Origin of the sequence: Paracoccus sp. pheM1 (assembly GCF_018499825.1) — a bacterium.
GTDB lineage: Bacteria > Pseudomonadota > Alphaproteobacteria > Rhodobacterales > Rhodobacteraceae > Paracoccus > Paracoccus versutus.
The window spans coordinates 851,498-864,633 of sequence record NZ_JAGXCX010000003.1 but is presented as its reverse complement, the minus strand read 5'-3'; the positions used below and the strand labels follow the sequence as shown (position 1 = coordinate 864,633).

At 66.3% G+C, this 13,136-nt stretch carries 13 protein-coding genes; 2 read left to right on the top strand and 11 right to left on the bottom strand.

Annotated features, from left to right (window positions below; genetic code table 11):
• Window positions 1–28: 28 nt before the first annotated feature.
• The 6 genes from KF941_RS26865 to KF941_RS26840 form a co-directional block, all read right to left on the bottom strand.
• Complete coding sequence (locus KF941_RS26865; protein WP_214275122.1) at window positions 29–901, bottom strand: SDR family NAD(P)-dependent oxidoreductase; 873 nt, start codon at window positions 899–901, stop codon at window positions 29–31.
• Between the two features lie 155 nt (window positions 902–1,056).
• Window positions 1,057–2,196 (bottom strand): MFS transporter, encoded by a 1,140-nt coding sequence (locus KF941_RS26860; protein WP_214275121.1) that lies wholly within the window; start codon window positions 2,194–2,196, stop codon window positions 1,057–1,059.
• 297 nt (window positions 2,197–2,493) lie between these two features.
• On the bottom strand, window positions 2,494–2,802 hold the full coding sequence (locus KF941_RS26855; protein WP_214275120.1) for a hypothetical protein: 309 nt from the start codon (window positions 2,800–2,802) through the stop codon (window positions 2,494–2,496).
• Between the two features lie 62 nt (window positions 2,803–2,864).
• On the bottom strand, window positions 2,865–3,674 hold the full coding sequence (locus KF941_RS26850) for an SDR family oxidoreductase (protein ID WP_214275119.1): 810 nt from the start codon (window positions 3,672–3,674) through the stop codon (window positions 2,865–2,867).
• Complete coding sequence (locus KF941_RS26845) at window positions 3,667–4,548, bottom strand: MaoC/PaaZ C-terminal domain-containing protein (RefSeq protein WP_214275118.1); 882 nt, start codon at window positions 4,546–4,548, stop codon at window positions 3,667–3,669. Before KF941_RS26845 ends, KF941_RS26850 begins: the two co-directional genes overlap by 8 nt.
• A 3-nt stretch (window positions 4,549–4,551) precedes the next feature.
• A complete protein-coding gene (locus KF941_RS26840; protein WP_214275117.1) occupies window positions 4,552–5,706 on the bottom strand; it encodes a CaiB/BaiF CoA-transferase family protein in 1,155 nt (384 codons plus the stop codon).
• A gap of 304 nt (window positions 5,707–6,010) precedes the next feature.
• On the opposite strand from KF941_RS26840, the gene KF941_RS26835 reads away from it, so the two are divergent.
• Both KF941_RS26835 and KF941_RS26830 read left to right on the top strand, forming a co-directional pair.
• Entirely contained in the window at window positions 6,011–7,567 is a 1,557-nt protein-coding gene (locus KF941_RS26835; protein ID WP_214275116.1) for an AMP-binding protein, read from the top strand.
• Window positions 7,568–7,642: 75 nt separating this feature from the next.
• Window positions 7,643–8,671 carry a TRAP transporter substrate-binding protein gene (locus KF941_RS26830; protein ID WP_214275115.1) on the top strand — a complete coding sequence of 343 codons (1,029 nt, stop codon included), beginning with the start codon at window positions 7,643–7,645 and terminating at the stop codon, window positions 8,669–8,671.
• A 247-nt stretch (window positions 8,672–8,918) separates the two neighbouring features.
• Here KF941_RS26830 and KF941_RS26825 read toward each other — a convergent pair whose 3' ends face one another.
• The 5 genes from KF941_RS26825 to KF941_RS26805 form a co-directional block, all read right to left on the bottom strand.
• Window positions 8,919–9,677 (bottom strand): SDR family NAD(P)-dependent oxidoreductase, encoded by a 759-nt coding sequence (locus KF941_RS26825; RefSeq protein WP_214275114.1) that lies wholly within the window; start codon window positions 9,675–9,677, stop codon window positions 8,919–8,921.
• A gap of 30 nt (window positions 9,678–9,707) precedes the next feature.
• Window positions 9,708–9,926 carry a hypothetical protein gene (locus KF941_RS26820; RefSeq protein WP_214275113.1) on the bottom strand — a complete coding sequence of 73 codons (219 nt, stop codon included), beginning with the start codon at window positions 9,924–9,926 and terminating at the stop codon, window positions 9,708–9,710.
• Window positions 9,927–10,113: 187 nt separating this feature from the next.
• The gene (locus KF941_RS26815; RefSeq protein ID WP_214275112.1) at window positions 10,114–10,794 is read right to left on the bottom strand and encodes a nitroreductase; all 681 of its coding nucleotides are present in this window, start codon (window positions 10,792–10,794) and stop codon (window positions 10,114–10,116) included.
• Between the two features lie 14 nt (window positions 10,795–10,808).
• Entirely contained in the window at window positions 10,809–11,861 is a 1,053-nt protein-coding gene (locus KF941_RS26810; RefSeq protein WP_214275111.1) for a phosphotransferase family protein, read from the bottom strand.
• Complete coding sequence (locus KF941_RS26805) at window positions 11,858–13,102, bottom strand: acyl-CoA dehydrogenase family protein (RefSeq protein ID WP_214275110.1); 1,245 nt, start codon at window positions 13,100–13,102, stop codon at window positions 11,858–11,860. The genes KF941_RS26810 and KF941_RS26805 overlap by 4 nt, the downstream gene beginning before the upstream one ends.
• Between the last annotated feature and the right edge of the window lie 34 nt (window positions 13,103–13,136).

Genomic DNA, 13,136 nt, shown 5'->3' with positions numbered 1-13,136 from the left:
CCTTTGTCCTTGTTGCCGCACGCGCGGTTCAGGTCCGGTTCTTGAGTATCTGCGGCTGCACGGCACGGTGGAAGCCGTTGTATTCCGGTATATTCGTTGCCGGATAGTTCTGGGTCCAGGTCTGCCTGCGGTTCGGCGCGCCGCCGTCGACGCGCAGGCAGCTGCCGGTCACATAGGCGGCCGCGGGCGACAGCAGATAGGTGATCGCAGCCGAGATTTCCGATTCGGTGCCATAGCGCGGCAGCGGCACCTGCGCCGGATAGGCCAGGATCCGCTCGGTGATCTCGGGGGCATATTGGTCAAAACCCGAGGACGCGATTCCCCCCGGAGCCACCGCATTCACGCGCACGCCGGAATGCGCCCATTCACAGGCCGCAGTTTCGGTCAGCGTCCACATGCCACCGCGCGAGGCGCCGGAATGCCCCATCTCGGGCCAGCCGTTCCAGATGTCGGCGATGACGTTGACGATGGCGCCGCCGTCGGCCTCCATCCAGCGGTTGTAGATTTCCCGCATGAAGATGAAGCCGCCGGTCAGGTTGTTGCGGACCACCGCCTCGAATCCTTTGGTCGAGATCGTCTTGAGTTCGGCGCGGTATTGCCCGCCGGCGTTGTTGACCAGCGCGTTGATGGCACCGAAACGCTCCAGGGTCTGATCGATCACGGCGATGACCTGCGTCTCGTCGCGGATGTCACAGGTCGCGGCGTGAACCTTGCCGCCGTCCTCGGTGATCTCTTGCCGAACGGTTTCAAGCTTTTCGGGGTTCCGACCGACGATCACGACCTGCGCGCCCAAATGGGCCAGTTCGTGCGCGGTGCAGCGCCCGATGCCGCTGCCGCCGCCGGTGACGATGATGGTCTGGTCCTTGAACAGACCTGGTGCATACACGGAATTGTAAGGCATTCGCATCTCGCTGGTGCTGCGGCGGGCCAAAGGCCGGCCTGTTGACATTTCTCCCGGAACGGGCTGAAGCATATCGTGCGCTTATATACTATATTGCCGGGATTACGACGCAACGATTATTTCCCCCGGCCCCGCAGGCCCTGGCTGCCGCAGGATCACAGGCCCAGTCCCGCGCGGTGGTAAAGCCGCTCGCTGTGGACCGAAACGAACACTGCCAGCCCCGCCACCGCGCCGCCCGCCACGCCCAGCCAGTCATAGCCCAGCCCGGCCACCACGACGCCGCCCAGCCCCGAACCCAGTGCAAAGCCCAGATAATTCATCGTCGCATTCAGGCCCAGCACGACCGCCCCCCGCTCGGGATTGCGCTGCATCAGCAGGATCTGCTGCGGGATCATCATGCCGCCTGCCAACAGATGCCACAGCAGCGCCTGCACGATCAGCAGCGATCCCGGCAGCGGCGCGATGCCGACCAGCGGCAGCGACAGCACCGGCAGGATCGCCACCTGCGAGCCAAGCGCGATCATCCGCGCCCGCACCGCGCCAAGCCTCTGGGTGACGAGGCCCATCATCAACCCGGCAACCACCCCACCGACGCCGAAGGCCCCGACCGTCAGGCCGACATTGCCGCCATGCCGCATGACCAGCGGCGCGATCAGCCCATAGCAGAGGATCAGGGCGCAGGCATGCAGCGCCATGATCGTCACTGCCGCCAGCGCCTTGAGGTCGCGTCCCGCATCCAGCAACGTACCCAGCGAAGTGACCGGAACGACGACCCGGCGGGGCAGCGTCCACCACAATCCGGCCGCCGACAGCGCACCCAGCCCGGCCACGGTCAGGAAGGCGGCAGGCCAACTCAGCTGATGCGCGATGACCACGCCCAACGGCAGTCCGACCGCCTGCGACAGCTGAAGCCCGGCGAAGACAAGACCCAGCGCCCGACCACGCCGCGGCTCGGGCACGGTGGCGAATACGACAGAGGCAGCGACCGGCGTGTAAAGCCCGCCGCCAAAGGCGGCGGCAGCCCGCGCCGCCAGCATCACCTCGAACGAGCGGGTGAAGGCGCAGACCAGGGCCGAGACCACCACCATCGCCAAAGCTGCAAGCAGTAGCAGCCGGCGCCCGATCCCCCCTGTCAAGGAGATCAGCAGCGGCGAGCCTATGGCATAGGCTCCTGCATAGATGGTGAACAGCAGCGCCCCTTGAGCCAGGCTGATGCCCAGCCCGGCGGTGATCGCGGGCAGAATGCTGACGACGATGAAACCGCTGGTACCGACGACAAAGTTCCCCGTCGCCAACAAGACTAAGGCCAGAGGCGATGTGGGGACCGGCACGCCCCCGCCCTGCTCGGCCGAGCCCGTGACGACACCGCCCTGCCTGGCGCCGGGCCGGACTGCGGCGTCTCGGCCTGGACACGACGCGCCCTCCAGCGACCCTGCATGAGTCCGCTGCCGGTTGATCGGATCGTTCATCTTTCCCCGTCCGTCCGTTGCCAGACTTGGTTTTATATTATCAGCTAGTTTACAATAAATATTCATATCAAATTGAAGCAAGGAAAATGAAGCCGATCCTGGACCATATCGGCATCGCGGGCGCTATGGACCCGCGCTGGAATTCCATGGCAGGACGCCGGGTCTGGGCGAGCCGATCATCCGGCGCATCCCGGAATTGGGGCTGTGGCTGTGGCTTGCGTTCTTCGACAACACCGCCGGGCGGATCATCGAACTGGTCGAAGCCTTGGGCAAGGCGGAACTGCAGCCGGGCGACGTGGTGGTGGCGCGGGAGGTCGGGATCTGGACGCCGCCATCGCGGAATACCGCACGCGTGGCCTCAAAGCCCATGATCAGCCGCCAATCCCGAACCTGCCGCTGCGGCGCGGCTGGATCACCAAGGGCGGCGGCCATGGCACCGTCACCGAGCTTTGCCAGCGGGGCAAGGTCGCGGCCTTCGTCCGGGAGGCGCGGCCCTAGCCGGGCGTCAGCACCGCCCCGCCGCAGACCGAGATCACCTGTCCGGTAACATAGCCGGACAGGTCGGTGACCAGAAACTCCAACACATTCGCCATGTCCTTGGGCGTGGCAAAGCGGCGCAGCGCGATCGCTTCCAGCTGCTCGGGGGTGCCCACGCCGTTTTCGGGATCCAGCTTCTGCAGCCGTGCGGTCAGCGTGATCCCTGGAGCGATGGCGTTGACCCGGATGCCTTTCGGCCCCAACTCGGCGGCCAGGTTGCGGGTATAGGTGTTTACCGCCGATTTTGCGGCACCATAGACGGCCATCGCCCCACCCTTCAGCGGCTCCAGCGCGGTCTGGGACGAGATGTTGACGATCACCCCCGCCCCCTTCGCCGCCATGATCGGCACGGCGGCCTGACAGCACATCACGCAGGATCGCAGGTTCACGTCGATCAGGAAGTCGAATCCCTCCTGCGTGGTCTGACTGGGCAACGGGCCGCTGTCGCGATAGACGGCGGCGCCGGCGTTGTTGACCAGAATATCCACGCCGCCGAAAGCATGGACCGTTTCCCGGAACAGCCGCTCGACGGTCCTGGAGTCCCGCAAATCGCCCTCGACCCCCAGCGCGCGGGAACCCAGCACCTCGACCTCGGCCATGACGGTTTCGGCGGTCAGCTGCTCGCCGATGCGGGCCGCGCCTTGCATGTTGAGGTCGGCCACCACCACATCGGCCCCCAGCAGCGCCAGCCGCAGCGCATAGGCGCGCCCGATGCCGCGCGCGGAGCCGGTGACGATGGCGGTCTTGCCAAGCAAGGGCTTAGTCATTCCATCCTCCGTGCATCCGCAGCACCGCATGGCCATTGGTCACGGCAACCACGCCCCGTTCCGCCACCAGCGCGCGAAAATGGACCGCCCGCCCGTCGCGCCACAATTCGACGCGCAGGGTTTCGCCGGGGAAGACCGGGGCGCTGAACCGGCAGCCTATCTCGGCGATCCGGACGGGGTCGTAGTCGCAGACCAGTCGCAGGATGGCGTGGCAGGCGATCCCGAGGCTGCAGAGCCCGTGCAGGATCGGCCGGTCGAACCCCGCCGCCCGCGCCACGGCCGGATCGGCATGCAGCGGGATGCGGTCGCCGCTCAGGCGATAGATCAGCGCAGCCTGCGGCACGGTCGGCAATTCGCAGGTCAGATCGGGTGCGCGGCCCGGCACCGGCGGCAAGGGGGCGGGAGTTTCGCCATGCACGCCGCCGAAGCCGCCATCCGCGCGGGCGAAGGCGGTTCGCAGCGTAGTGGCGATCAGGGCGCCAGTTCCGGCATCGCGAAGCTCCTTGCGGCTGTGGACCAGAGCGCCGCGCCCCGCGCCCTTGTCGGCCAGGCCAATGACCTGGGTCTGCCCGGCCACGCGACCCTCGGGCGCCAGCGGACGGTGCAGGATCACCCGCTCCTCGCCATGAAGGGACTGGACCACATCCATGCCCAGTCCGGGATCATGGACCCAGCCCATGGTTTCGCCCAGGACGACCGCCATGGTGGGGACCACCTTCAGCCCCTTTTCATAGACGAAGCCGACCTGTCCCAGGTCGGTGGTGTCATGCCCGATGCCGATGCCGAGGGCATAGAGGATCGTGTCCCGTTCGGAATAGGCCTGCACCAGTTCGGGGATGTCGACCGCCAGCGCCCGTTGCGGAATGATCGCCATGGCTCAGGCTCCGGCGGGCTCGGCCTGGAGCATCGCCGCCTGGCTTTCCAGCCGCTCGCAAAGCGCCTGCGGCAGGCCCCAGTCGGCGCAGATTTCGCGGCTGTTTTCCCCAGGCGCGGGCGTGGGGCGGCGCAGGCTGCCCGGAGTGCGCGACAGCCGGGGCGCGGGGGCGGGATGCACCAACCCGTCGAATCGTGCATGGACCCCGCGCGCCTGCATCTGCGGGTGCGCCCAAGCCTCAGCGATGCTCAGCACCGGAGAGAAACAGGCGTCGCGCCCCGCCATGGCGGCCTCCCATTCGGCACGGGTCTTTTGCCGGAACCGCTCGGCGAAAAGCTGTCTCAGCGCGAGCCAGTTCGCCCGGTCCGCCCGGTCGGGAACATCCGCGGCCTCCAGGCCCAGCACCTCCAGAAGCGCGGCATAGAACTGCGGCTCGATCGCGCCCACGGCGACATGCTTGCCGTCCGCCGTCTCGTAGCAGCCATAGTCGGGAGAGCCGCCATCCACGATATTGTCCGCCCGCTGGTCCGTCCATGTGCCCTGCTGGGTGAAGGCCATGAAGGCAGACATCAGATGCGACACGCCGTCGATCATCGCCGCATCCACCCTCTGCCCCTGGCCAGAGCGCCGGGCCTCATGGACTGCGGCCAGGATACCGAAGGCAAGATACATCCCGCCCCCGCCCAGATCGGCGACCAGATTCAACGGGGGCGCTGGCGGTCGGTCGGGATAGCCTATGGCGTCCAGCGCTCCGGTCAGCGCGAGATAGTTGATGTCGTGCCCCGCCTCCATCGCCATGGGACCGCTTTGCCCCCAGCCGGTCATCGACCCGTAGACGATGCGCGGGTTGACGGTGGCGCAAGCGTCATGGCCAAGGCCCAGCTTGTCCATCACGCCCGGCCGGAACCCCTCGATCACCACATCGGCGGCGGCAACCAGCGCCAGCGCGGCCTCTCGCCCGGCCGGTGATTTGAGGTTCAGCGCGATCGACCGCTTGTTGCGGTTGTAGAAGTCGTATTTCGGCGGCAGCAGCGGCTCTGCCGGCCGGTCGATGCGGATGACATCGGCGCCGAAGTCTGCCAGCAGCCCGCCGGCGAACGGCCCCGGCCCCTGACCCGAAAACTCGACGATCCGCAGATCGGACAAGGGTCCGGTCATGGTGGTCTCCTCCCTTTCAGGCGCGACAGCTATCGCCTGCCGGCGTCGCGCGAAAATTTCCTGATCACGCCACCCCTTCATCGGTGAAATGCGCGCTTGCGTTTTAAATTCGCTTTCATACAGTAATATTGCAAAACAAATCTGGCAACCCGGCGAAACGATCGGTCCGACGGCACGAGAACCGCAAGGCGCTTCTTGGGACAAAAGAGAGGAAAGCGGTATCGGCAGGCCTGCCGACACCGCCGAGGGCTGGGGCACGGACCGTCCATGAGCGAATCGTCGGCGAGAGAGGGAGGAGAACGACATGCAGGGAACGCTGCTGCTGAAACAGGCGGTTCACCGCAATGCGCAAGGCATCGCCACGGTTTGCGGGACACGCAAGCGCCGCTGGCATGAGGTCGGCGACCGGGTTCCACGCATGGCGGCGGCGCTGCACCGGCTGGGCGTGGAAGACGGCGGCTTCGTCGCCGTGCTTGCCATGAACTCGGACAGGTATCTGGAGCTGTTCTATGCCGTCCCTTGGGCGGGCGGATGCTTTGCGCCGATGAACGTGCGCTGGTCGGCGCATGAGAACCTTTATGCGTTGCAGGACTGCAATGCCGTGATCCTCTGCGTCGACGACGCCTTTGCCGAACAGGGCCGGCAACTGCGCGAGGCGTTCCCCGGCCTCAGGGCCGTGATCCACATCGGCGACGCCCCCACGCCCGAGGGCATGCTGTCCTATGAGGAACTGATCGCCAGCCATGACGGGATGGAGGATGCCGACCGCAAGGGCGAGGATCTTTATGCCGTGTTCTATACCGGCGGGACCACGGGCCAGCCCAAGGGCGTGGCGCTGAGCCATGCGGCGCTCGGCCATGCCGCGACCGCCTGGCTGGCCATGATCCCCGATGTCGAGGATCTGAGCTTTGCCTATGTCGGCGGGTTCTTCCATTTCTCGGGCGCAAGCCCGGTGCATTACATCACCATGGCCGGGGGCACCCATGTCGTGCTGCCCAAGTTCGAGCCGCTGGCGATGATGCAGGCCATCCACGACCACAAGGTCAGCAATGCGGTGATGGTGCCCACGATCGTCAACATGCTTATCAGCCATCCCGATTTCGACAAATACGACCTGTCGAACCTGCGAACCTGCGTCTATGGCGGCTCGCCCATGCCCGAGGCGCTGATGGCCGCCGCCGCGGCCAAACTGCCGCACCTGCGGTTCTATCAGATCTACGGCATGACCGAGACCGGCGGCTTTGCCACCATGCTGCGCTGGCGCGACCATGTGTTCAGCGGACCCAAGGCCGAACGCATCCGCTCTTGCGGCCAGCCTGGACCGGGGGTGGAGGTCAGGATCGTCTCGCCCGACGGCAAGACCCTGCCACCCCGCCAGCTGGGCGAGATCGCCATGCGCTCGGACTACCTGATGATGGGATACCTGGGCAAGCCGGACCAGACCGCCGAGGTTCTGCGCGACGGCTGGATGCATTCCGGCGATGCCGGCTATCTGGACGAGGACGGCTATCTCTATGTCGCGGACCGGGTGAAGGACATGATCGTCACCGGCGGCGAGAACGTCTATTCGATCGAGGTCGAGCGCGCCCTGTTCCAACATTCCGCCGTGCATGAGGCGGCGGTGATCGGCATCCCGTCCCAGGAATGGGGGGAACAGGTTCATGCCATCGTGGTCCTGAAGCCCGGCGCGACCGCGACCGAAGAGGAACTGATCGCGCACTGCCGCACGCTGATCGGGGGCTACAAATGCCCCAAGTCGGTCGAGTTCCGCAGCGAACCGCTGCCGCTGGCGCCCAAGAACACCGTCATGAAGAACGTGCTGCGCGATCCCTACTGGATGGGGCATGAGCGCAAGATCTGATCCACCGGCCAGTCTGCCCCCGCTGGGCCAGACCCTTCATCTGCCCCGGCGGCGGCAACAAACAGGGAGTTTAGAATGTCGTTTTTCAATCGTGCCGGGCTTCTGGCCGGGCTCATGCTGGCGGCCGGCGCCGCGGCGGTCCAGGCGCAAGAAGTCACCTTGCGCTATTCCAACTGGCTGCCCGCGGGCTATGCGCTGGACGTCGAGCTGATGGAGCCCTGGATCGCCGCCATCGAGCAGGCGACCCAGGGCCGGGTCAAGATCCAGAAAAGCCCCAAGGTGGTGGGCAGCGTCGCCTCGCAATATGACGTGGTGGCCGACGGGATGGCAGACATGTCGCTGATGGTGCTGAGCTATGCGCCCGGCCGTTTCCCGCAGGTCGAGGCGATGGAACTGCCCTTTGCCAGCGACGACGAATCCCGCACATCACCCGCCGTCTGGGCCACCTACGAGAGGTTCCTTGCCGACAAGGACGTATTCCCCGATGTCGTGCCGCTGGCCTTGTTCCAGACCGGGGTGTTCCACGTCTTCACCACCGGACGCGACCTGTCGGCGGCGGACAACTGGAAGGGCGCCAAGATCCGCACCTCCAGCCCCTCGCTTACCCGGATCATCGAGCTTCTGGGCGGCACGCCGATCAACAAGCCGGTGTCCGAGGTCTATGAGCTGGCCTCCGGCGGCGTGATCGACGGCGCGACGACGCCGCCCGATGCGCTGCTCGGCTTCAAGCTCGACGATGTGCTGGACACGATGACCTTCGTGCCCGGCAGCCTCGGCTCGACCACGGTGCTGGTTTCGGTCAACCCCGATGCCTGGGCAAGGATTTCCGAGGCCGACCAGCAGGCGATCCGCCAGGTTTCCGGCGCGGCGGTCGCCAGGATGTCGGGCGACCTGCACCGCAAGGAAACCGAGGCCGCCATCGCCGCGATGCAGGCCAAGGGCATGACGATCCATCGCATGGGCGACGCGGAACTGGCCCGGATGAAGGAAAGAGTAGCGCCGCTGACCGCGGAATGGCTGGAAAAGGCCAAGGCCGCGGGGATGGAAGATCCGCAGGAGATGCTGGACTTCTTCCACGCCCAACTGAACCGGCCCGCGGGGTAGTCCCTCTTGTCCTGCGCGGATCGGGGGGCGGGTCTTTCGGGACTCGCCCTTCTTATTGATGCGATCCGGCAATCTTGCCCCGGTCTGTCGCAATCTGGACGCAGCCTTGGCCCTGGGACGACAGGAACCTTTCCATCCGGTTGCAGAACGCCCTTTCAAGCCGGTGCGGGTTCGGGTCCGTCGCGGTGGTGAGGGGGTTTTTTTGCCGGATCGGCTCCAGGTGACGGCGCGGGTCGCCGCGCCGCGGTCAGATATGGTCGGTGGGCCGGATCACGACCTCGGCCAATGCGACGCGGCGGGGCCGGGTGACGATATGGACGATGGTCTCGGCAAGATCCTCGGGGTGCAGTTGCTCCACTTCCGCGAGAACCCGCGACAGCCGCGCCTGTGCGACCGGGGCCTGATGGTCGAACAGTTCGGTGCGCACGGCCCCAGGCTCGACCACGGAGACGCGGACATTGCGCCGGGCGAACTCCTGCCGCAACGCCTCGCTGAAGGCAGTGACACCGAACTTCGTGGCATTGTAGACCCCCACCGTGCCCGCCGCGATCCTGCCGGCAATGGAACTGACGTTCACCACATCGGCCACGCCCCGCCGGTCCTTGGCCGCCTCGACCAGATGCGGCAGCGCCGCCTTGGTGGTCGCCAGCAGCGCCATCAGGTTCAGGTCGACCATCTGCTCCCATTCCGACAGCGGCCGTTCGATGGAATCGCCGTTGAGCATGACGCCGGCGGCATTGACGAGGATGTCGAGCCGCCCCTCGGCCGCAACCACATCCGCCACGAGTTGCGCCGGCACCCCCCGCCGGGCAATGTCGGCGGCCAGCACCCCGGCATCACCGCCCGCCGCGGCGATCCTGCCGGCCACCTCGACCAGCCTTTCGGCCCGCCGCGCGACCAGGACGACCTTGGCCCCCTGCGCGGCAAGTTCGACCGCCGTCGCCTCGCCAATTCCGCTCGAGGCACCCGTCACCAGCGCCACACATCCTTCCAGCCGTCCCGTCATTCGCTTCTCCTTTTGATGTGGTAACCGCCGCTATGCGGACCAAACTTGACGTCCAGGATGCGCGACAACGACCGCCACCGCCGCCCAGGACAGGTCATGGACTGCCAGCAGACCGTCCGGCAGCGGCAGAACGCCGGTCAGGTTGACGCCCACGGCCGCGCACCGCCCCTTCCTGTCCAGCACGGTGATCTGGCAAGGCAGGATGTCGCGGGCCAGGATGTCGACCCGGCCGAAAACCGCCATGGCCATCTGTCGAACAGTCGCATCAGGTCGTCCCGTTTCGCAAGCTCGCCCGGTACATGGACGGAGCAACGGCCCCGAGCCTTGATCTGCTTCGGCCCGCATTCGCAACCGGGCCGTTCGCCCCGGCCCCGCATCGTCAGGTGGGGTTAGCTGAACCCGGTGTCGAAGCCCGTCTTGCCGGTCGCTTGCCCGCTCATCCCGAGGCTGGGTCGCGATGGAAAATGACCGCGTCCTCCAATCCGGCGCGCCCGACGCGCGCCCGGTTCGCATCCACCGCCGGATCCTCGTAGCCGAAGGAGATGCCGAAGATCAGCCGCTGCGTCTCGGGCAAGCCGAGATGGTCCCGGATGATGGTCGGATACAGGCCAAGCGCCCCCTGCGCGCAGGAGGAAACCCCTCGCGAGGTCAGCAAAAGCATCAGCGTCTGCGCATAGATGCCCAGATCGACCGCCTCGCGCTCCTCGAACGCATGGTGAAGAAAGATCAGCGCCGCATGCGGCGCGCCGAAGAAATCAAGATTGCGGCGATAGGCCCAGTCCCGGCGTGGCCGGTCGTGCCGGTCGATCCCCATCGCTCCGTAAAGCTGCATGGCAGCGTCGATCTGGCGCGCGCGATAGACGCCCTCGAACTTGCGGTCCGCGGCGAAATCCGGGTCCGGCGGAATCCCGGCCTGGGCTGCCTCTACCATCTTCCGGCCAAGGCTGCGCAGGCTTGGCCCCGACAGGACATGGGTTATCCACGGCTGGATATTGCAGTTCGAGGGCGCAAGCTGGGCCAGCCCCAGCACCTCGCGCAGGATGTCCTGCGGCGCCTCGTCGGGCAGGTAGCCGCGCACGGAACGGCGCCCTGCCACGGCTTCGTCGATGGTCATCATCCCGGCTTTTCCCCTTACAGGCCGCTGCGGGCGGCGATCTCCATGCCGCGACGGGCATAGGCGGCGGCCAGTCGGCGGCCGACCTGCGCGGAATCGGGCAGCGTGCTGTTGCCCTGCTCGCCGCGCCAGGCGACACCGGCGCTGCCGACCGCGGCACGGAACATGGCGAAGACGCGATGGAAATCGGTCATCCGCTCGGTCGTCCCGGCCTCGGCATAATAGCATTCCAGGTAATCCGCCTCGGCCGGAATCCCCTCGGCCGCCAGGTCGATGCCCAGAAGGCCGCCGTTCTCGTCCGGGGCCATGTTCCAGGCCTGGGTGTTGAACGCCACGTCGACGAGCGGATGGCCCAGCGTCGAAAGCTCCCAGTCGAGCACGCCGATCACGCGCGGTTCGGTCGGGTGGAACATCAGGTTGCCGATCCGGCAATCGCCATGGCACAAGGCCAAGAGTTGGCTGTCCGGGATGCGGCCGCCAAGCCAGGCGATCATCCGGTCCAGGTCGGGGTTGTCGTCATCCCCCTTGCGGTATTGCTGCCACAGTTGCGACCAGCGGCTGATCTGGCGTTCGAAATAGTTGCCCGGCCGGCCGAAATCGCCCAGGCCGGCCGCCCGGAAATCAAGGCTGTGGATCGACGCCATCGTCGCCGCCATGGACCTGTAGATCGCGCCCCGCTGTTCCGGCGCAAGGCCGGGCAGGGAATATTGGGTGAAGATGCGCCCGTCGAGCCACTCCATCAGGTAGAAGGGCGTGCCCAGCAAGCTCGCGTCCTCTTCGTAGTGATGGAGTTGCGGGACCGGCACGGCGCTGGCCTGCAGCGCCCCCATCACCCGAAACTCGCGGTCGATGGCATGGGCCGACTTTGCAAGCTTCATCCCCGGCTGCTTGCGCAGCACCGCCCGCCAATTGTCGGCGGTGACGAAATAGGTCGGGTTCGACATCCCGCCCGAGGTCGGCACGACCATGAGGTCGCGAACCGCCCGTCCCAGAAAGCCGTTCAGAAAGCCGCGCAGCGCCTCGATGTCGAAATCGAGGCCGGGCGCATGGGTTGCAGAGGGCGCGCTCATGCCGCCCCCCTGCCCCCGAAGCCGAAAAGCTTCTGCGCGATACGGCGCTTCTGCACCTCCTCGGACCCTTCGGTGATTTTGTAGCGCCGGTGGTGGCGATAGATGTGTTCGAACGGCATGTGGCGGGAATAGCCGATGCCGCCATGCACCTGCATGGCGAAATCCGCCGCCCGGCAGACCAGGTTGTTGGCCATGTAGTTGCAGATCGACACCTCGTCCGACATGGTGGCGGGATCCTGCCGGTCCATCTTCCAGGCGGTGCGGAAGACATAGTTGCGCACGACCTCGCATTCGGCGTGCAGTTCCGCCAGCGGGAACTGGATCGCTTGGCGCGAAGCCAGGGATTCGCCGAACAGCACCCGGTCCTTGGCGTATTGCACCGCCTCGCGAATGCAATAGCGCGCGGCGCCTACGCTGCCGGCCGCCTGGCGGATGCGGTTTTCATGGATGAACATCATGGCGATCCGCAGCCCCTCGCCCTCCTTGTGCAGGATGGCGCTATCGGGCACGCGGACATCCTTCAGCTCGACCTCGGAATGGTCGGTGGGCATGTTGAAGGTCCAGTGGTTCATCACGATCCGGTGGCCGGGGGTGTCGGTCGGCACGATGAAGGCGGTGATGCCGCGCGCCTCGCCGTCCTTTCCGCTGGTGCGGGCAAAGACCAGGTTCGCCTCGGCGCGGCCGACCTGGCTGTTCCAGCGCTTGCGGCCGTTGATGATCCAGTGGTCGCCGTCCCGGACCGCCCTGGTTTCCAGCCAGGTCGCATCCGAGCCGTGCCGCGGCTCGGTCAGCGCAAAGCTGAGGTGACGCTCGCCGGTGATGATGCCCTCGATATAGACCTTTTGCGCCTCGGTTCCGTATTCGGCGATGGCGGGCACGATGGGAAAGTTGCCGACGATCGAGTTCTCGTCCTGAAGGTCGTTGTGCAGCCCCAAACCCTTGGCGGCCAGGTATTCGCGGATCGCCGCGTTCATCAGGTTGCCGGCGGCCTTGCCGCCGCAACTTTCCGGCAGGCACAGCCGTAGATGCCCGGCCTTGTCGGCCCGGCGCTCCATTTCCGACAGCAATGCGCGCCATTCCTTGCTTGGCGCGCCGTCGTTTTCCCAATCGGTGCGGTAATATTCGCGGCGATGGTCGAAAAACCTGATGTTCTCGCGTTCCAGCGGCTTGATCTCGGCCTCGATGAAAGCGTCGAGTTCGGCCAGTTTGTCGGCGACGGCCTGAGGCAGTGTGAAATCCATGTGACTTTCCTGGGTGGTTGCAAGAATGCGGGGC

Coding starts and splice junctions, on each gene's coding strand:
- KF941_RS26840 (WP_214275117.1), bottom strand. CDS start 5,706: ATGACCGGACCCTTGTCCGATCTGCGGATCGTCGAGTTTTCGGGTCAG.
- KF941_RS26845 (WP_214275118.1), bottom strand. CDS start 4,548: ATGGCGATCATTCCGCAACGGGCGCTGGCGGTCGACATCCCCGAACTG.
- KF941_RS26855 (WP_214275120.1), bottom strand. CDS start 2,802: ATGGCCGCCGCCCTTGGTGATCCAGCCGCGCCGCAGCGGCAGGTTCGG.
- KF941_RS26820 (WP_214275113.1), bottom strand. CDS start 9,926: ATGGCCATGGCGGTTTTCGGCCGGGTCGACATCCTGGCCCGCGACATC.
- KF941_RS26835 (WP_214275116.1), top strand. CDS start 6,011: ATGCAGGGAACGCTGCTGCTGAAACAGGCGGTTCACCGCAATGCGCAA.
- KF941_RS26850 (WP_214275119.1), bottom strand. CDS start 3,674: ATGACTAAGCCCTTGCTTGGCAAGACCGCCATCGTCACCGGCTCCGCG.
- KF941_RS26810 (WP_214275111.1), bottom strand. CDS start 11,861: ATGAGCGCGCCCTCTGCAACCCATGCGCCCGGCCTCGATTTCGACATC.
- KF941_RS26865 (WP_214275122.1), bottom strand. CDS start 901: ATGCCTTACAATTCCGTGTATGCACCAGGTCTGTTCAAGGACCAGACC.
- KF941_RS26825 (WP_214275114.1), bottom strand. CDS start 9,677: ATGACGGGACGGCTGGAAGGATGTGTGGCGCTGGTGACGGGTGCCTCG.
- KF941_RS26830 (WP_214275115.1), top strand. CDS start 7,643: ATGTCGTTTTTCAATCGTGCCGGGCTTCTGGCCGGGCTCATGCTGGCG.
- KF941_RS26815 (WP_214275112.1), bottom strand. CDS start 10,794: ATGATGACCATCGACGAAGCCGTGGCAGGGCGCCGTTCCGTGCGCGGC.
- KF941_RS26805 (WP_214275110.1), bottom strand. CDS start 13,102: ATGGATTTCACACTGCCTCAGGCCGTCGCCGACAAACTGGCCGAACTC.